16 protein-coding genes are annotated in these 17,712 nt (G+C 63.1%); 6 read left to right on the top strand and 10 right to left on the bottom strand.

Annotated features, from left to right (window positions below; all coding sequences use genetic code 11):
* Positions 1 to 184: 184 nt before the first annotated feature.
* From HX818_RS30625 to HX818_RS30600, 6 genes are all read left to right on the top strand, one after another.
* Positions 185 to 1,111, top strand: coding sequence for a substrate-binding domain-containing protein (locus HX818_RS30625; RefSeq protein ID WP_003215780.1), 927 nt, complete (start codon positions 185 to 187; stop codon positions 1,109 to 1,111).
* Positions 1,112 to 1,174: 63 nt separating this feature from the next.
* On the top strand, positions 1,175 to 2,683 hold the full coding sequence (locus HX818_RS30620) for a sugar ABC transporter ATP-binding protein (protein ID WP_008430598.1): 1,509 nt from the start codon (positions 1,175 to 1,177) through the stop codon (positions 2,681 to 2,683).
* A complete protein-coding gene (locus HX818_RS30615; protein WP_003215773.1) occupies positions 2,649 to 3,641 on the top strand; it encodes an ABC transporter permease in 993 nt (330 codons plus the stop codon). The genes HX818_RS30620 and HX818_RS30615 overlap by 35 nt, the downstream gene beginning before the upstream one ends.
* Positions 3,642 to 3,710: 69 nt before the next feature.
* Complete coding sequence (locus HX818_RS30610; RefSeq protein ID WP_032898587.1) at positions 3,711 to 4,790, top strand: alcohol dehydrogenase catalytic domain-containing protein; 1,080 nt, start codon at positions 3,711 to 3,713, stop codon at positions 4,788 to 4,790.
* Position 4,791: 1 nt separating this feature from the next.
* Positions 4,792 to 6,324 (top strand): FGGY-family carbohydrate kinase, encoded by a 1,533-nt coding sequence (locus HX818_RS30605; RefSeq protein ID WP_177021333.1) that lies wholly within the window; start codon positions 4,792 to 4,794, stop codon positions 6,322 to 6,324.
* Between the two features lie 138 nt (positions 6,325 to 6,462).
* Positions 6,463 to 7,188, top strand: coding sequence for an SDR family oxidoreductase (locus HX818_RS30600; RefSeq protein WP_177021332.1), 726 nt, complete (start codon positions 6,463 to 6,465; stop codon positions 7,186 to 7,188).
* On the opposite strand, the gene HX818_RS30595 is transcribed toward HX818_RS30600, so the two are convergent.
* The 10 genes from HX818_RS30595 to HX818_RS30550 form a co-directional block, all read right to left on the bottom strand.
* On the bottom strand, positions 7,185 to 8,189 hold the full coding sequence (locus HX818_RS30595; RefSeq protein WP_087694790.1) for a LacI family DNA-binding transcriptional regulator: 1,005 nt from the start codon (positions 8,187 to 8,189) through the stop codon (positions 7,185 to 7,187). The two genes, HX818_RS30600 and HX818_RS30595, sit on opposite strands and share 4 nt — an antisense overlap.
* A 50-nt stretch (positions 8,190 to 8,239) precedes the next feature.
* The gene (locus HX818_RS30590; RefSeq protein WP_008430591.1) at positions 8,240 to 9,103 is read right to left on the bottom strand and encodes a LysR family transcriptional regulator; all 864 of its coding nucleotides are present in this window, start codon (positions 9,101 to 9,103) and stop codon (positions 8,240 to 8,242) included.
* A 164-nt stretch (positions 9,104 to 9,267) separates the two neighbouring features.
* Positions 9,268 to 10,671 carry an amidase gene (locus HX818_RS30585; RefSeq protein WP_177021331.1) on the bottom strand — a complete coding sequence of 468 codons (1,404 nt, stop codon included), beginning with the start codon at positions 10,669 to 10,671 and terminating at the stop codon, positions 9,268 to 9,270.
* Complete coding sequence (locus HX818_RS30580; RefSeq protein ID WP_134326235.1) at positions 10,668 to 11,939, bottom strand: Zn-dependent hydrolase; 1,272 nt, start codon at positions 11,937 to 11,939, stop codon at positions 10,668 to 10,670. Before HX818_RS30580 ends, HX818_RS30585 begins: the two co-directional genes overlap by 4 nt.
* Positions 11,940 to 11,952: 13 nt before the next feature.
* Complete coding sequence (locus tag HX818_RS30575) at positions 11,953 to 12,648, bottom strand: ABC transporter ATP-binding protein (protein WP_003215757.1); 696 nt, start codon at positions 12,646 to 12,648, stop codon at positions 11,953 to 11,955.
* A complete protein-coding gene (locus HX818_RS30570; RefSeq protein WP_003215756.1) occupies positions 12,648 to 13,397 on the bottom strand; it encodes an ABC transporter ATP-binding protein in 750 nt (249 codons plus the stop codon). The genes HX818_RS30575 and HX818_RS30570 overlap by 1 nt, the downstream gene beginning before the upstream one ends.
* Entirely contained in the window at positions 13,394 to 14,404 is a 1,011-nt protein-coding gene (locus HX818_RS30565; RefSeq protein WP_177021330.1) for a branched-chain amino acid ABC transporter permease, read from the bottom strand. Before HX818_RS30565 ends, HX818_RS30570 begins: the two co-directional genes overlap by 4 nt.
* A gap of 1 nt (position 14,405) precedes the next feature.
* Positions 14,406 to 15,266, bottom strand: coding sequence for a branched-chain amino acid ABC transporter permease (locus HX818_RS30560; RefSeq protein ID WP_003215751.1), 861 nt, complete (start codon positions 15,264 to 15,266; stop codon positions 14,406 to 14,408).
* A 67-nt stretch (positions 15,267 to 15,333) separates the two neighbouring features.
* The gene (locus tag HX818_RS30555) at positions 15,334 to 16,536 is read right to left on the bottom strand and encodes an ABC transporter substrate-binding protein (RefSeq protein WP_003215749.1); all 1,203 of its coding nucleotides are present in this window, start codon (positions 16,534 to 16,536) and stop codon (positions 15,334 to 15,336) included.
* Between the two features lie 96 nt (positions 16,537 to 16,632).
* Positions 16,633 to 17,403: a FadR/GntR family transcriptional regulator gene (locus HX818_RS30550; RefSeq protein WP_008430577.1), complete on the bottom strand. Its 771-nt coding sequence runs from the start codon at positions 17,401 to 17,403 to the stop codon at positions 16,633 to 16,635.
* Between the last annotated feature and the right edge of the window lie 309 nt (positions 17,404 to 17,712).

Genomic DNA, 17,712 nt, shown 5'->3' with positions numbered 1-17,712 from the left:
CAAAAGTGAGCCGCTGTAAGAGCGGAACCATAAGCGGCCGTTACCGCAGCAACGGATATGTCCACCACACCCGCCACCACCGATCAAACACCCCTTGCGACCCCCCAATTTCTTTGCTAGCTTCTTACAAAATGTTAACGATAACATTTGCTCTAAAAATAAAAACAAAACAGAGATCCCCACCATGAAAATGCTTCCGAAAACCCTGTGTTTGTTGGCTCTGAGCATCAATCTTGGCACCGCTGGCCTGGCACTGGCCGACACCAAACCCGCCCCCATCCGCATCGGCGCGTCCTTCCAGGAAATCAACAACCCTTACTTCGTCACCATGAAAGACGCCCTGCAGGAAGCCGGGGCGACCATCGGTGCGCAGTTGATCATCACCGACGCCCGCCACGACGTGTCCAAACAGGTCAGCGACGTCGAAGACATGCTGCAAAAGGGCATCGACATCCTGCTGATCAACCCCACCGATTCCGTCGGCGTGCAATCAGCCGTCAAATCCGCCCACGCCGCCGGCGTAGTCGTGGTCGCCGTCGACGCCCAGGCCGAAGGCCCACTGGACTCCTTCGTCGGCTCGAAAAACTTCGACGCCGGCTTCCAGGCCTGCGAATACCTGGCCAAGAACATCGGCGACAAGGGCAATATCGCCATCCTCGACGGCATCGCCGTGGTACCGATCCTGGAGCGCGTGCGCGGTTGCAAGGAGGCCGTGGCCAAGCACCCGGACATCAAGATCGTGAGCATCCAGAACGGCAAGCAGGAACGTGACCAGGCGCTGACCGTCACCGAAAACATGCTGCAGGCCCAGCCCACCCTCAAGGGCATTTTCAGCGTCAATGACAACGGCTCCCTCGGCGCACTCTCGGCCATCGAAGCCAGCGGCCTGGACGTCAAGCTGGTGAGCGTCGACGGCGCGCCGGAAGCGATCAAGGCCATCCAGAAACCCGGCAGCAAATTCATCGCCACCTCCGCGCAATACCCCCGGGACCAGATCCGCCTCGCCCTGGGCATCGCCCTGGCCAAGAAGTGGGGCTCGCAAGTACCGGCCACGATCCCGGTGGACATCACCCTGATCGACCAGGCCAAGGCCAAGGATTTCAGTTGGTAAAACACCCAGGCCCCACGCCAGGCGTGGGGCACAGGTCATCCATCTGAATGCGAGGTCGGCGGTATGAGCAGTCTTCTGAAGCTGGAAAATATCTGTAAGCGCTATCCGGGGGTGCAAGCCCTCAAGGCGATCAACCTGGAAGTGCAGCGCGGCGAGATTCATGCCTTGCTCGGGGAAAACGGTGCAGGCAAATCGACCTTGATGAAGATCCTTGGCGGGGTCGAGCACCAGGACGAAGGGCAGATCCTGATCGACGGTGAGGCTCGGCAGTTCGCGACGTATCGTGATGCGATTGCCGCCGGCATCGGCATTGTGTTCCAGGAATTCAGCCTGATTCCCTACCTCACGGCGGTGGAAAATATCTTCCTCGGCCATGAGCTGAGCAACCGTTTTGGCCTGTTGCGCAAGCGCGAAATGGTCGAGGCGAGCGAGGCGTTGTTCAAGCGCCTCGGTGTCAGTATTGACCTGCAATGCGCGGTCAGGCACCTGAGCGTGGCCGAGCAGCAATTCGTCGAGATCGCCAAGGCGCTGGCCCTGGACGCGCGGCTGCTGGTGCTCGACGAACCCACCGCTACCCTCACGCCGAGCGAAGCCGAGCTGCTGTTCGAAATCATGCGTGAACTCAAGCGCCAGGGTGTGGCGGTGATTTTTATCTCCCACCACCTGGAGGAGATTTTCCAGGTATGCGACCGCATCAGCGTACTGCGCGACGGCGGCAATGTGGGCGTCACCGATGTGGCCGACAGCGATATCGACCGCCTGGTGGAAATGATGGTCGGTCGGCGCCTGGAGTGCAGTTTTCCGCCCAAGCCCACCGCCGCACGCGGGCCGCTGCTGCTGGAGGTCAAGGACATCCAGTTGGTGCGCAACGGCCCCCATAACCACTTTGAATTGCACAAGGGCGAGATTCTCGGCTTTGCCGGCCTGGTGGGCTCCGGGCGTACCGAATTGGCGCTGGGCATGATGGGCGCGCTGCCGTCGGTGAGCAAAGACGTGTGGCTGCGGGGTGAACAAATCACCCTCGACGACCCGGCCCAGGCCTTGGCCCATGGCATCGGCCTGCTGCCGGAAAGCCGCAAGACCGAAGGGCTGATCACCGATTTCAGCATTCGCGAAAACATCTCCCTCAACAACCTGCCCAAATACCAGAACGCCAGCGGCCTGATCGACAAGGACAAGGAATGCGCCAGCGTTGAAGCGCTGATGCGCCAGCTGTCGATCAAGGCCCCCAGCGGCGAGAGCCGGGTGTTCAACCTCAGCGGCGGCAACCAGCAGAAAGTCGTGATTGCCCGCTGGATCAACCATCACTGCGACGTGCTGGTGTTCGACGAACCCACCCGTGGCATCGACGTCGGTGCCAAGGCACAGATCTACGCACTGATGCGCAGCCTCACCGAACAGGGTTACGCAATCATCATGATTTCCTCGGAACTGCCGGAAGTCATCGGCATGTGCGACCGCGTCGCGGTGTTCCACAAGGGCGCCATCGTCAAGGTACTGGAAGCGTCTGCCGTCAATCCTCAAGAGGTCATGCGCCATGCAACAGGGGGCTCAAGTGAATACGTCCATTAATGCCGTGGGGCCTGGCCGGCTGCGCCTGAACCTGGCGCGGTTGATCCGCTCACCGGCGTTTTATCCCTTTGTCGGGCTGCTGGTGGTGACGTTGGTGATGATCTTCGCCAGCGATAACTTCCTGACGGCCAACAACCTGTCGAACATTGCGCGCCAGGTGTCGATCAACGCGATTATCGCGGTGGGCATGACCTGCGTGATTCTCACCGGCGGCATCGATTTGTCGGTGGGGCCGGTGATGGCGTTGTCCGGCACCTTGACCGCCGGTTTGATGGTCGCAGGCTTGCCGCCGGGCCTGGCGATTGGCGCCGGGATGCTGGTCGGCGTGGCCTTCGGTATCGGCAATGGCCTGTTCGTCGCCTACCTGCACATGCCGCCGATCATCGTCACCCTGGCGACCATGGGCATCGCCCGCGGGTTCGGCCTGATGTACACCGACGGCTATCCGATTTCCGGTTTGCCGGAGTGGTTCGGCTTCTTTGGCCGCGAAAGCCTGTTCGGCATTTCGGTGCCGATCCTGATCATGTTGGTGACGTACCTGGCGGCCTATGTGCTGCTGCAACACACCCGCATCGGCCGCTATATCTACGCGATCGGCGGCAACGAGGAAGCGGTACGCCTCTCCGGCGTGCGGGCGGCGCGCTTCAAATTGCTGGTGTATGGCATCAGCGGTTTGACCGCCGCGATTGCCGGGCTGGTGCTGACCTCACGCTTGATGAGCGGCCAGCCGAATGCCGGGGTGTCGTTCGAACTCGACGCGATTGCCGCGGTGGTCCTGGGCGGCGCCTCGATTGCCGGTGGGCGCGGGGTAATCGTCGGCACCTTGCTCGGCGCCATGCTGCTGGGGGTGTTGAACAACGGCTTGAACATGCTCGGGGTCTCGCCCTATGTCCAGAGCGTGATCAAGGGCGGGATCATTTTGCTGGCGATCTTTATCAGCCGTCAGCGCCACAAGTAAACCGGTTATCTCCACGCGGCCATGGTGGCCGCGATGGGTTCTCTCATGCTCAAGAAAGGTCCGCACATCATGGAAAAGCACAACCAAATGCAAGCCGTCGTCTGCCACGGCCCGAAAGACTACCGCCTGGAACGCATCAGCAAACCCCAGGCGCGGGTCAATGAACTGGTGATTCGCATCGCCGCCTGCGGCATCTGCGCCAGTGACTGCAAATGCCACTCGGGCGCCGCGATGTTCTGGGGCGGCGACAACCCGTGGGTCAAGGCCCCGGTGGTGCCGGGGCACGAGTTCTTTGGCTACGTGGTGGAAGCGGGCGAGGGCGCCGAGGAGCACTTTGAGGTGAAGGTCGGCGACAAGGTGATCGCCGAGCAGATCGTGCCATGTGGCAAGTGCCGCTTCTGCAAGTCCGGCAAGTACTGGATGTGCGAGGTGCACAACATCTTCGGCTTCCAGCGTGAAGTCGCCGAGGGTGGCATGGCCCAGTACATGCGTATTCCCAAGACTGCCATCGTGCACAAGATTCCGGAGTCGGTGTCCCTGGAAGATTCGGCGCTGATCGAGCCGATGTCCTGCGCGATTCACACCGTCAACCGCGGTGAGATCCAGCTGGATGACGTGCTGGTGATCGCCGGTGCCGGCACCCTGGGCCTGTGCATGGTGCAGGTGGCAGCGCTAAAAACGCCGAAGAAACTGGTGGTGATCGACATGGTCGACGAGCGCCTGGAACTGGCGAAGCAGTACGGTGCCGACGTGGTGATCAACCCGTCCCGGGACAACGCCCGGGAGATCATCAATAGCCTGACCGACAACTACGGCTGCGACGTGTACATCGAAACCACCGGCGTACCGGCGGGCGTTACCCAGGGCCTGGACTTGATCCGCAAGCTCGGGCGGTTTGTCGAGTTCAGCGTGTTTGGCGCCGAGACCAGCGCCGACTGGTCGATCATCGGCGACCGCAAGGAGCTGGACGTACGCGGTGCGCACCTGGGGCCGTATTGCTACCCGGTGGCCATCGACTTGTTCGAGCGTGGCCTGGTGACGTCCAAGGGCATCGTGACCCATGACTTCGGGCTGGACAGCTGGGCCGAAGCGTTTGAGCTGGCCAACTCGACCAAGTCGATCAAGGTGCTGCTGAAGCCGGTGCTCTGACATGAACTACGTAATGGGTGTGGACATCGGCACGCAAAGCACCAAGGCGCTGCTGGTGGATGCGGACGGCCTGATCATTGCCCAGCACAGCCAGGGGTATCGCGTGGATACCCCGAAAGTACGCTGGGCCGAGCAGTGGCCGCAGGTCTGGCTGGATGCGGTGGAGGCCTGCGTCGCCCAGTGCATGGCGAAGGCCGGCGTGGCGAGAGAGCAGGTCAAGGCGCTGTGCATCAGCAGCCTGTACGGCGGCTCGGGGATTGCCGTGGACGCGCAGATCACGCCGCTGCACCCTTGCCTGATCTGGATGGACCGGCGCGCGGGCGAGCAAGTGGAGTGGGTGCGCGAGCATGTGGACCTGGAGCGGCTGTTTGCGGTCACCGGCAACTCGGTGGACAGCTACTACGGCTTCACCAAGATGCTCTGGCTCAGGCAACACCAGCCGCAGGTGTGGGCCAACACCCGCTACCTGCTGCCGCCCAACAGTTACATCAACTGGTGCCTGACCGGTGAGTTGGCGGTGGACCACAGCAGCGCCGGCAATATCGGCGGGGTCTACGATGTGGCCCGGCGGGACTGGTCGGCCGAGATGTTGGCGGCGCTGGAGATTCCCCTGGCGATGATGCCGGAGCGCTTGCTGTATTCCGGTGAAGTGGTCGGCGGTTTGCTCGAGGAATGGGCCCGGCGGCTGGGCTTGCAGGCCGGCACGCCGATCCTGGCCGGAGGCGTGGACGCGGCCATGGCCACATTGGCGGCCGGGGTGACGCGGCCGGGCAATCACGTGGCGATGATCGGCACCAGCATGTGCTGGGGTTATCTCAATCAGCAGGTGGATGCGCGCCATGGCCTGGTGAGCATGCCCCACGTCTATAACGGCCATCAGGACCTGTACATCTTCGGTGGTGCGATCACCGCCGGGGCGTCGGTGAGCTGGTTTCGCGAACAGTTCTGCCAGGCTGAGGAGCAGCAGGCGAAAGAGACTGGCCAGGACAGTTTGTGGCTGCTGGAGCAGAGCGCCGCGAAGATCCCGGCGGGCAGTGAAGGGCTGTTGTTCCTGCCGTATCTCATGGGCGAACGCAGCCCGGTGTGGGATGACCGGGCCAGCGGCAGCTTTGTCGGGCTGAACCTGTATCACAGCCGGATCCACCTGTACCGCGCGGTGCTCGAAGGGGTGAGTTTTGCCCTGCGGCACAATATCGAAGCGGGCACCCGTGGGGCGCATTCCCTTGATCCACGGCTGATTGTGGTGGGTGGGGCGAGCCATTCGGATTTGTGGATGCAGATTATTGCGGACATCACCCACTTCCCGGTCTACACCATTGTGCAAGAGGTGGAGGCGGCCTTGGGCGCGGCGTTGTTGGCGGCCCATGCGGTGGGGGTGGTGGATGACCGGCAGATGGAGAAAGGTTGGGTGCAGTTGGAGCTGCGGGCGGAGCCGGAGGCGGGGAATGTCGGGGTGTATGACCGGGCGTTTGCCAGCTATCTGGAGCTGTATCCGGCCTTGAAACCGGTGATGCACAGCTTGCAGAACGCTTAAGCGAACACCGATCAAAAGTGTGGGAGCTGGCTTGCCTGCGATGGCGGTGCATCAGTACCAAGTGGGCTAAATGACCCACCGCTATCGCAGGCAAGCCAGCTCCCACATTGGATCTTCATTGTTTCCGGGATATTTGCCATGAACGCCACTTTTGATTTTACCCACCAGCGCATCCTCGTCACCGGCGCCAGCAGCGGCATCGGCCGGGAAATTGCCCTCCAACTGATCGCCAGCGGCGCCCAGGTGTTTGCCCTGGGCCGCGACGCTCAGGCCCTGGCCCAGCTCGGTTGCGAAACCCTGTGCCTGGACATCGCCAACAGCGCCGCCCTGGACCTGGCCCTGCAAGGCCTGCCGCCGATGCATGGACTGGTCAACTGCGCCGGCATTTCCCGCCTGGAACCCGCCGCGGCCATCAGCGCCGAAGCCTTCGACCGGGTGATGAACGTCAACGCCCGCGCCGCTGCCCAGGTCGCCAGCCGTATCGCCGCTGCAATGATTGAAGCGAAGATTCCCGGCAGCATCGTCAACGTCTCAAGCCAGGCCTCACTGGTAGCCCTGGACGATCACCTCGGCTACTGCGCCTCCAAGGCCGCACTGGACGCCATCACCCGCGTGCAATGCGCCGAATGGGGCCGCTTCGGAATTCGCGTCAACAGCGTCAACCCCACCGTCACCCTCACGCCCATGGCACAGATGGCCTGGTCGGCGCCCGCCAAACGTGATCCGGCATTGGCGGCGATTCCCCTCGGGAGGTTTGCCGAAACGGCGGAAGTGGCCCTGCCGGTGTTGTTCCTGCTGAGCGATGCCGCCAGCATGATCAGCGGCGTCAGCCTGCCGATCGACGGCGGCTACACCAGCCGCTAGCCGTTCTCCAGCTTGCCGGCGATCACCACCTTGTCCCGCGGTTTGTGCGGGTCTTCGAGACGATCCAGCAGCAGCCGCACCGCGCTGCTGCCGGCCAGTGACGCGTCGTGGGCCACGCAGGCGATCGGCACGCCGAAGATATCGGCAAAGGGCAGGCGGTCGATGCCGCAGATGGTCAGGCTGTCATGGGGGATGTTGTGCATGCGCAGCGCACGCAGTGCGCCCAGGGTGATCAACTGGTTGAAGCCCATGATCGCGTCCGGCGCCGAGTGTTCGGCCAGGTAGTCGAGGGTGTGCAGGTAGGAGGGCATCAGCGTGTAGTCACCGGCACACACTTCGACCTGCACCTGCGGGTGCTCGGCCAGGACTTCTTTGAGGCCCTTGAGGCGTTCCATGGTGATGCGCGAATGCTCCGGCCCGGTCAGCACCAGCAGGCGCTTGAGATTCGGGGTTTGCCGCACCAGGTACTGCGCCGCCTCGATGCCGCTGTGATAGTTGTCCAGCACCACACGGCTGAAGGGGCTGTCGTGGATCGTGCGATCGAGCAGCACCACCGGCGTCTTGCCGTTACCCAGGCGCTCCAGATAGTCCGGCTGGTAGCTGGGCTCGTCGGAGACCGGCGACAGGATGATCCCCGCCACGCGGTAGCCCAGCAGCGTGTCGACTGCCTTGCTTTCCAGTTCTTCCAGTTCGTCGGTATCCACCAGCATGATGGTGTAGCCGTGCTTTTTCGCCTCGCGGGAAATCGCCTTGATCATCTCGCTGTAGAAGGGGTTGTCGACCGAAGCGGTGATCACGCCGATGATCAGGCTTTCACTGCGCTTGAGCCCGCGGGCAAAGGCGTTGGGCACATAGTCCAGCTCCCGCGCCACTTCGAGAATCCGCGCCAGGGTGGCGGGCTTGACCAGGTCGGGTTTGCTCAGCGCCCGGGACACCGTGATGGTGGTCATGTTGACCCGTTTGGCGATGTCGCTGATGGTGACGGACTTTTTCTTGTTCATCGGCAGGGGGAACCAGGAGAAAACAACCTGAGGCTACCATGGGCACGGCTTCAAATCACCGGATCCCAGCGCTGCGACCAATCCTTTTCGGCCTCCACCACCGCCCGCAGCAACCCCAGCGCCTGCTGCAAAACCGCCGAATCGCGCTCGCGGGAATACACCAGGTACGTCGGGAAGCTGAACTCCGGCGCCTTGGGCACCCGTTCCATCACACCGCTGTCGAGGTAGCTCTGTACGACCCGCGTGCGGAAATACCCGGCACCGCCGTTTTCCAGGATGTACTGCAACGCCAGTGGCCCCAGATTGAAACTCAGGGCTGCGCGGGCCTTGTCCGGCAGTGCGGCGTCGTGCTGCTGGCGAAAGCCCTGGCCCCAGTCGATATACACGTAGGGCTCGGGCCGGGCGGCCAGTTGCACCAGGATCAGTTTTTCTTCCAGCACCTGCTCCACCTGCAACCCCGGCCAGTATTGCGGCTGGAACACCAGCGCGGCGTCCAGCACCCCCAGTTCCAGCTGGCGCAACAAGTACTCGCCTTCGCGAATCTCGGTGCGCAGGGCATGGCCGGGAATGTGTTCCCGCAAGGCCTGGGCCCAGCCGAGCATCAGCGGGTTGCACAGGCTGACTTCGCCACCGATGTGCAGCACGTTGCGGTAGCCATCGGGTAATGGCAGGTCGCGGCGTGCGGCTTCCCAGGTCTGGACAAGCTGGTTGGCGTAGACCACGAACGCCTCGCCGTCCGGGGTCAGGCGGGCACCGGCGCGATTGCGCACGAATAGGGTACTGTTGAGCTGGCTTTCGAGGTTTTTGACCCGGGCGGTGATTGCCGTCTGGGTGACGTGCAGTTTCTCGGCCGCCGCGGCGAGGCTGCCGCAGCGGGTGATTTCGAGGAAGGTGCGTGCCAGTTCGATGTCCATAAGGGCCCCTTGGAGAATAGGGGTCATTGTAGGGGCTGATGACTGGAATGCGGGCAAAAAATGTGGGAGCGGGCTTGCTCGCGAAGGCGGTGTATCAGTCAAGATATCTGGTGACTGACACACCGCCTTCGCGAGCAAGCCCGCTCCCACAGTTTGATTGTATTTCAGGTTGGGGTTTTGGGTGTTTGCAGGTGCTGGGTCGGGAAAGCCCTGGCATAAACCTGGCAAACCTTCAGCACCTGCTCATCCGCAAACCGCGCCCCCACCACATGCAGCCCCACCGGCAACCCATTGGCCGCCAACCCGCACGGCACCGACGCCGCCGGTTGCTGGGTCAGGTTGAAGGGATAGGTAAACGGCGTCCACTCCATCCATTCCCCTAGTCCCGAACCCGGCGGCACATTGTGCCCGGCCTCGAACGCGGTGATCGGCATCATCGGCGAAACCAGCACATCGTAATGCTCATGGAACGCCGCCATGCGCGCCACGAGCGCTGCCCGTGCTTCCAGAGCGGCGCTGTAATCGCTGAGGCTGATCTGCTCGCCCAGTCGGGCAATGCGCAGCAACCCCGGGTCCATCAATTGCCGCTGGGCATCGCTCAGCGGCCCGGCCAGACGTGCTGCACCGGCAAACCATAAAGTATTGAACACTTCCAGCGGATCACTGAACCCCGGATCAATCTGTTCAACCTGCGCGCCCAGCTGCACCAGGCCTTCTACCGCCTGGGCGACCACCCTGGCCACTTGCGGGTCCACGTCGACATAACCGAAGTTCGGGCTATAGGCGATACGCAGCCCCTTCAAATCAGCCCCGGCGTGCAACCATGGCGTGGTCCGGGGCGCGCCGATCAAACCATCCCGCGCATCCGGCTGGGCGATGGTTTGCAGCATCAGCACCGAGTCTTCCACGGTGCGGGTCATCGGCCCCAGGTGCGACAGAATCGTCATCGAACTGGCCGGCCATTGCGGCACATAACCGAAGGTCGGCTTGATGCCGAAGGTGCCGGTGAAGGCACAGGGGATCCGGATCGAGCCGCCGGCATCGCTGCCCTGGTGCAGCACGCCGAGGTTCAAGGCCGCCGCCGCACCGGCACCACCGGACGAACCGCCCGCCGTCATGCGCGTGTCCCACGGGTTGCGGGTAATGCCATACAGCGGGTTATCGGTGACGCCTTTCCAGCCGAATTCCGGCGTGGTGGTCTTGCCCAGCAATACCGCGCCGGCCTTGCGCATGAAGGCCGAGAAGGGCGCATCCACATCCCATCGACCCTCGGCGGATGTGGTACGCGAACCCTTGCGCGTCGGCATGCCGATGGTCTGCGTCAGGTCCTTGATGGAGGAGGGCACACCGTCCAGGGCCCCGCACGGCTGGCCCTTGAGCCAGCGCTGTTCCGAATCCCGCGCCGCCTTCAAGGCGCCTTCCGGGTCGACGTGGCAGTAGGCGTTGACCGCCGGGTTGTAGCGTTCGATCCGCAGCAATGCGTCTTCGGTGACCTCCACCGGCGACAGGCTTTTATCCCGATAGCGGGCCAGCAGCTCAACTGCGGTCAGGTTGGCGATATCCGTCATGCCGCTTTACCTCCTTGCGCCGCGTTGACCATGGCCCGCAGCAACACCGCGCAGCCCGCCGCCAGGTCATCCGGCGCGGCGTTCTCGATTTCGTTATGGCTGATGCCGCCTTCGCACGGCACAAAGATCATTCCGGCCGGGCCCAGTTCGGCGACGAAGATCGCGTCATGCCCGGCGCCGCTGACGATGTCCATATGGCTCAGGCCCAGGCTGCTCGCGCCATCACGCACGGCGTTGACACAGGCAGGGTTGAAATCCAGCGGCGGGAAGTCGGCAGTGGGTGTCAGCTCAAAGCTCAAGCCGTGTTGCTCGGCGGTGGCTTCGATCACCTGGCGCACTTCGTCGACCATCGCTTGCAGCTTGTCGGCGTGCAGGTGGCGCAGGTCGATGGTCATGTGCACCTGGCCGGGAATCACGTTGCGCGAGCCGGGGTGCAGGCTCAGGCAACCGACGGTGCCGCAGGCGTGGGGTTGTTGTTCGTGGGCGATGCGATTCACCGCGCTGACCACTTGCGCCGCGCCTACCAGTGCGTCCTTGCGCAGGTGCATTGGCGTCGGGCCCGCGTGGGCTTCGACGCCAGTGAGCGTCAGGTCGAACCACTTCTGGCCCAGGCAGCCCATGACCACGCCGATGGTGGTGGCCTGGTCTTCCAGCACCGGGCCCTGCTCGATATGCGCCTCGAAATAGGCGCCCACCGGGTGGCCCAGCACGGCGCGGGAGCCGGCGTAGCCGATGCGCTGCAATTCAGCGCCCACCGACAGCCCTTGCTCGTCCTGCTTGTCGAGGGTTTCCTGCAGGTCGAACTTACCGGCGAACACCCCGGAACCCATCATGCACGGCGGGAATCGCGAGCCTTCTTCGTTGGTCCACACCACCACTTCAATCGGTGCTTCGGTCTCGATGTTCAAATCATTGAGGGTGCGGATCACTTCCAGGCCGGCCATCACGCCGTAGCAGCCGTCGAACTTGCCGCCGGTAGGCTGGGTGTCGATATGGCTGCCGGTCATCACCGGCGCCAGTGCCGGATTACGCCCGGCACGGCGGGCAAAGATATTGCCGATGGCGTCGACGCTGACGCTGCACCCGGCGGCTTCGCACCATTGCACGAACAGGTCGCGGGCCTGGCGGTCAAGGTCGGTAAGGGCCAGGCGGCACACGCCGCCCTTGGGTGTGGCGCCGAGGCGGGCGAGGTCCATCAGCGATTGCCACAGGCGCTCGCGGTTGATCAGCGGGGCGTTGCTCTGGAGCGGTTGCGCAAAACTATTCATCAGCAGTCTCCGGTCAGGCACTCAGGGCCAGGTAACGGTTCTTGATCGTCGGGTCGGCGCGGAAGGCTTCGGCACTGCCTTCGTACACCACGCGGCCCTGTTCGAGGACGTAATGGCGGTCGGCGAGCTTGTCGCAGACCATCAGGTTCTGTTCCACCAGCAGCACCGGCAGGCCGTCTTCCTTGACCTTGCGCAGGATCTTCACCAGCTCGTCGACGATCACCGGCGCGAGGCCTTCGGTGGGCTCATCGAGAATAAGCAGCTTGGGATCGTTGAGCAGCGCGCGGGCGATGGCGAGCATCTGTTGCTCACCGCCGGACAGTGCGTGGCCGGCGTTTTTACGGCGCTCCCTGAGGCGCGGGAACATGCCGTACACGTCTTCCATCTGCCAGCGGCTGGTCTTGCGCACGGCAATGCGCAGGTTTTCCTCCACCGTGAGCAGGCGGAAAATCCCGCGGTTCTCCGGCACCAGCGCCAGGCCCTGGCGGGCGATTTCGAAGATTTTCTGCCCCACCAGCGGCTGGCCGTTGAAGTGAATCTGGCCCTGGCGCGGGCAGATGATCCCGAGGATGCTGCGCAGGGTGGTGGTCTTGCCGGCACCGTTGCGCCCCAGCAGGGTCACCAGTTCGCCGGGATTGACGGTCAGGGACACGCCTTCAAGGACGTGGCTCTTGTCGTAGTAGGAATGGATATTGTCGACGGTCAGCATCAGGCGGCTTCTCCCAAATAGGCGGTGCGCACGCGCTCGTCGGCGCGCACGAATTCCGGTGTGCCTTCCACCAGGATCTGGCCGTGACTCATCACGGTGATGCGTTGGCTGATGGACATGACGATGCTCATGTTGTGCTCGATCAACAGCACGGTATGGTCGCGGCCGAGGTCGCTGATCAGTTGGGTCATGATCGGGATGTCGTCGATGCCCATGCCCGAGGTGGGTTCGTCGAGCATCAGCAGCTTGGGTCTGGAGCAGATCGACATGCCGACTTCCAGCACCCGCTGCTGGCCGTGGGACAACTCGCCGGCCAGGGTGTCGGCGCGGGCGGTGAGTTGCAGGCGTTCCAGCACCTGGTCGGCCATTTCCAGGTGTTCGCGCTTGCTGTCCACCCGGCGCCAGAAGTTCAGGGCGCGGGCGCCGTCGCGACCCTGGGCGGCCAGGCGCAGGTTTTCGCGCACGCTGAGGTTCTGGAACAGGCTGGTGAGCTGGAACGAGCGCGCCATGCCCAGGCCGACGCGGCCGTGGGCCGGTTTGCGCATCAGGTTCTTGCCATCGAAATGAATTGCTCCGGCGGTGGCCTGGCGTTCGCCGGTCAGGCAGTGGAACAGGCTGGTCTTGCCCGCGCCATTGGGGCCGATGATGGTGTGGATGGTGCCGGCTTCGACCTTGAGGTTGACACCGTTCACCGCGTGGAACGCACCGTAGGCCAATTCCAGGTTCTTGGTTTCCAGCAGGATGCTCATGACAGCTTCTCCTTGGTCACAACGTCGGCCTTGCGGCTGCCGCGCACACGGTCGAACAGGGTCGACAGACCGCCCCACAAACCGCCGCGCATGAAGATCACCACCAGGATCAGGATCACCCCCAGCAGCATCAGCCAGCGCGGCCACAGATCGGAAAGGAAGTCCCCCAGCAGCACGATGGAACCGGCGCCCAGCAACGAGCCGAACAGCGAGCCGGTGCCGCCGACGATGGTCATGATCAGGATGTTTTCGGACATCGCCAGGTCGATGTTCGACAGCGGCACAAAGTGCAGCAGCATCGCGTACAGCGCCCCGGCAATCCCGGTGACGGCGCCGGACAACACGAACACCAGGATCTTGAAGTGGCGGGTGTCATAGCCGATGGCCGAAGCGCGGGTTTCGTTTTCGCGAATCGCCATCAGCGTGCTGCCGAATGGAGAGGCGATCACCCGGCGGGCGCCGATGAAGATCAACAGGAACAGCACCGCGACAAACCCGTAGAACGCACGGGCGTCGGTCAGCGACAGCAGCACGGTGTCACCGATGCGGATTTCCGGGCGCGGCACGCTGAGCAGGCCGTTGTCGCCGCCGGTCCAGTCGCTCAGGGTGTAGGCGACGAAGTAGGCCATCTGGCTGAAGGCCAGGGTCAGCATCACGAAGTAAATGCCGGTGCGGCGGATCGCCAGGGCACCCACCAGGAAAGCCAGGAAACCACCGGCGACGGCGGCACCCAGCAGTGCGCTGAACAGCCCCAGTTGCAGGTGAATCATCAACAGCGCCGCGCAGTAGGCGCCGGCCCCGAAGAAGATGCCTTGGCCGAACGACAGCAGCCCGGTGTAACCCAGCAGCAGGTTGCAGGCGAGGGCGGCCATGGCGAATATCAGAATCTCGGTGGCCAGGGTCGCCGAGGGCAGAATCAACGGCAGGCCGATCAACACCGCGAGCACCAACAGCAGCATGTAGCGCGACTGGGTCTTGGCGAACGGCAGGGGATTTTTCTCGCTCATGTCAGGCTCTCCCGAACAGGCCGTAAGGACGCACCAGGATCACCACGGCCATTGCGCCGTAGATCATCAGGCTCGCGCCCTGGGGCCAGAGTGTGGTCATCAGGCTTTGCACCACGCCGACCAGCAGGCCGCCCACCAGTGCACCGCTGAAGGAACCCATGCCGCCGATCACCACCACCACGAACGCCACGCCGAGGATTTCCGGGCCGACAAAGGGCTGGGCGCCGCGCAACGGGGCGAACAGCACACCGGCCACACCGGCGAGGGCCACGCCGAGGGCGAAGGTCATGGAGAACAGGCGGAAAATGTTGGTGCCCAGCAGGGACACGGTTTCCGTGCTTTCACTGCCGGCCCGCACCAGGGCGCCGAAGCGCGTGCGTTCCAGCAACAGCCACAGGCCCAGGCCGACGAGGCCGGAGAACACTATCAGGAACAGGCGGTAGTAGGGGTAGACAAAATCGCCCACCACCAGCACCCCGCGCAGCAATTCCGGTACGGCGACGCTCTTGCCCACCGGGCCCCAGATCATCACGCTGGCTTCCTGGATGATCAGGGCAATCCCCAGGGTCACCAGAATCTGGAACATGTGCGGCAAGTGATAAATCCGCTGGATCAATAATCGCTCGATCACCCAGGCCAGCGCGGCCACCACCAGCGGCGCGATCAGCAGTGCCAGCCAGAAGCTGCCGGTGAGGCTGACGGCGGTGTAGCAGATGTAGGCGCCCAGCAAAAAGAACGCACCGTGGGCGAAGTTGACGAAGTTCAGCAGGCCGAAAATGATCGTCAAGCCGACCGCGATCAGGAAGTAGATCATCCCAAGGCCCAGGCCGTTGAGAATCTGGAACAGGTAAAGATTAAGCATGCAGGAACCCTCGGCAGGTGGCCGCATGAGCGGCCCTGCGCTGTGTCACCATTAGATTTTCAGCGGATCAGCCGAGCACGCAGCCCGTGGCTTCCACCGGCGGGAACGACTGGCCGGAGCTGAGCACCTTGGCCAGATCGTCCTTGTCGGCCATGTCGCCTGCGGCCTTGCCCACCAGCAGGTAGTAGTCCTTGATCACCTGATGGTCGCCGGCGCGGATCGACTCCTTGCCGGTGGGGCCTTCGTAGCTCAGGCCCTGCATGGCTTTGGCCACGGTCGGCCCGTCGAAACTGCCGGTGGAGATGATGGTTTCGAGCATGACCTTGGTGCTGATGTAGTCGGCGGCCAGCGGGTAGGTGGGGTTGATGCCGTATTTGGCCTTGGTGAGTTTCACCAGGTCACGGTTGAGCGGGGTGTCGACCTGATGCCAGTACTGAGCGCCGAGGTACACACCTTCCAGTACGTCACTGCCCAGCTCCTGGAACTGGTCGAGGCCGGCGGACCACACCAGCAACACTTTCATGCGCTCCTTGATACCGAAGTTCACCGCCTGGCGCAGGGTGTTGGACGACTGGCTGCCGAAGTTCAGCAGCACCAGCACGTCGGGTTTGGCGGCGATGGCATTGGTCAGGTAGCCGGAGAACTCCTGCTCCTGCAGCGAGTGGTAGCTGTTGCCGGCGTGTTCCAGGCCATGCTCGGCCAGCACCGATTTGGCGCCTTCGAGCAGGGCTTCGCCGAACACGTATTGCGGGGTGATGGTGTACCAGCGCTTGGCGTCGGGCAGCAGCTTGATTAGCGGCACGAGGGTCTCGCGGATCGCGCCGTAGGTCGGCACCGACCAGCGGAACGTGGCGCTGTTGCAGTCCTTGCCGGTGACTTCATCGGCGCCCACCGGGGTCATGAACACGCCACCGGCCTTGCTCACTTCCTTGGCCACCGCGAGTGCCGAAGACGACAGGGTACAGCCCTGGAAAAAGCGTGCGCCGTCCTGCTGGATCGCTTCCTGGACTTTACGCACGGCCTTGCCGGCGTTGCCTTCGGTGTCGATCACTTTGTAGACCAGCGGGCGGCCGAGTAACTCGGGATGCTGTTCCACCGCGAGGCGTGAACCCATGTCGGCAAATTTGCCATAACTGGCAAAGGCGCCAGACATGGACTTGAGGCCGTAAAAGGTAAAAGGCTCGGCGGCGAATGCAGAACGCACGCTCAGCGGGAGGCTGAGGGCGGCGGCTGCGGTGAGACTGGCTTTCAACAACGTACGACGCTGCATGGGGTGACTCCCTGGATTAGTTATTGGCAGGAGTGGCAATGGCGATACGGTGGAGCACGGCCTGTGGGCAGGCCTTTTATTGGTGGAGGGTGCGGCTTAGTGGTTGTGGTCGAACTCCAGTAGAAAGTGCGGGCTGACTTCACCTTCAAGGGCGGTCATGTGGTGTTCGGCGTCGCACATGTGTTCGTGCATCAGGCTGCGTACGGTGGCTTCGTCCTCGGCCCGGAAGGCGATCAGCAGTTGTTTGTGGTAGTCGAGGTTGGCGGCGTCGAATTGCTTGCGCTTGGGTTTGTAGGCTTTTTTCAGCACGACCAGGTCACGCAGCAGGTCGTTGAGGAATTGCGCCATGAAGCTCAGCAGCGGGTTGGGGCAGGCCTTGGCCAGCAGGTTGTGGAATTCCAGTTCGGCGATGCGTTGTTCGCGTTGGCCGGCTTCGCTGTCTTCGGGGGCGCTGCAGAAATCGACGTTGTCCTGGAGGGCGCGGTAGTCGTCTTCGCTCAGGCGGCCCAGGACCGAGACGGCGAGTTCGACTTCGATGACTTTGCGCAGCTGGTAGACCTGTTGGCCGTCCAGGTGCTGGAAGTGCAGGTAGTTGCGCAGGGCGCGGCTGGCGGGTTCGGTGCCGGCCTGGTTGAGATAGGCGCCGCCGCTGGGGCCGGTGCGGGTGTTGACCAGGCCTTCGACTTCCAGCGCCTTGAGGGCTTCGCGGGCGGAGCCTTTGGAGCACTGGAAGCTTTCCATCAGTTCGCGTTCGGTGGGCAAGCGGTCGCCGGGCTTCAGGGCGTCGGTGACGATGGAGCGTTTGACCGACTCGACGATCACGTCGGAGAGCTTCTGGCGTTTGCGGCGCAGCGGGCGGCTTAGCATGGTGTTTGATTGATCCTATTAATGCGGATTAATAGTACTTAATAGGGGTTTGGGGTGGGGCGTCAACGGAGGGGGTCGCTTTTGGTTTGGATGGGTCGTAAATGGAGTGGGTGTGCATATCCGTTATTTGGGTGATGGCTTGTATTGGTTCCGCTCTTACAGCGGCTCACTTTTGAACAGCGCAAAAGTAAGCAAAACGCTCTTGCCCCACCACTCGGCTCCTCGCTTAGGCTCGGAGTGCCCACTCCGGCTTTGGACCGTGGGCCGCCGTCATGGGCCATCCTTGGCCCAGGACGGCTAACCCGGCGT

It is taken from the genome of Pseudomonas sp. F9001 (genome assembly GCF_013385435.1).
Lineage (GTDB): Bacteria > Pseudomonadota > Gammaproteobacteria > Pseudomonadales > Pseudomonadaceae > Aquipseudomonas.
This window is presented reverse-complemented; position numbering and strand designations above follow the sequence as displayed.

Bases quoted from the DNA above. Each gene is read 5' to 3' on its own strand.
- HX818_RS30595 (WP_087694790.1), bottom strand. From the start codon at position 8,189: ATGAACAAGAAAAAGTCCGTCACCATCAGCGACATCGCCAAACGGGTC.
- HX818_RS30555 (WP_003215749.1), bottom strand. From the start codon at position 16,536: ATGCAGCGTCGTACGTTGTTGAAAGCCAGTCTCACCGCAGCCGCCGCC.
- HX818_RS30620 (WP_008430598.1), top strand. From the start codon at position 1,175: ATGAGCAGTCTTCTGAAGCTGGAAAATATCTGTAAGCGCTATCCGGGG.
- HX818_RS30590 (WP_008430591.1), bottom strand. From the start codon at position 9,103: ATGGACATCGAACTGGCACGCACCTTCCTCGAAATCACCCGCTGCGGC.
- HX818_RS30625 (WP_003215780.1), top strand. From the start codon at position 185: ATGAAAATGCTTCCGAAAACCCTGTGTTTGTTGGCTCTGAGCATCAAT.
- HX818_RS30560 (WP_003215751.1), bottom strand. From the start codon at position 15,266: ATGCTTAATCTTTACCTGTTCCAGATTCTCAACGGCCTGGGCCTTGGG.
- HX818_RS30605 (WP_177021333.1), top strand. From the start codon at position 4,792: ATGAACTACGTAATGGGTGTGGACATCGGCACGCAAAGCACCAAGGCG.
- HX818_RS30550 (WP_008430577.1), bottom strand. From the start codon at position 17,403: ATGCTAAGCCGCCCGCTGCGCCGCAAACGCCAGAAGCTCTCCGACGTG.
- HX818_RS30585 (WP_177021331.1), bottom strand. From the start codon at position 10,671: ATGACGGATATCGCCAACCTGACCGCAGTTGAGCTGCTGGCCCGCTAT.
- HX818_RS30565 (WP_177021330.1), bottom strand. From the start codon at position 14,404: ATGAGCGAGAAAAATCCCCTGCCGTTCGCCAAGACCCAGTCGCGCTAC.
- HX818_RS30580 (WP_134326235.1), bottom strand. From the start codon at position 11,939: ATGAATAGTTTTGCGCAACCGCTCCAGAGCAACGCCCCGCTGATCAAC.
- HX818_RS30600 (WP_177021332.1), top strand. From the start codon at position 6,463: ATGAACGCCACTTTTGATTTTACCCACCAGCGCATCCTCGTCACCGGC.
- HX818_RS30615 (WP_003215773.1), top strand. From the start codon at position 2,649: ATGCAACAGGGGGCTCAAGTGAATACGTCCATTAATGCCGTGGGGCCT.
- HX818_RS30570 (WP_003215756.1), bottom strand. From the start codon at position 13,397: ATGAGCATCCTGCTGGAAACCAAGAACCTGGAATTGGCCTACGGTGCG.
- HX818_RS30575 (WP_003215757.1), bottom strand. From the start codon at position 12,648: ATGCTGACCGTCGACAATATCCATTCCTACTACGACAAGAGCCACGTC.
- HX818_RS30610 (WP_032898587.1), top strand. From the start codon at position 3,711: ATGGAAAAGCACAACCAAATGCAAGCCGTCGTCTGCCACGGCCCGAAA.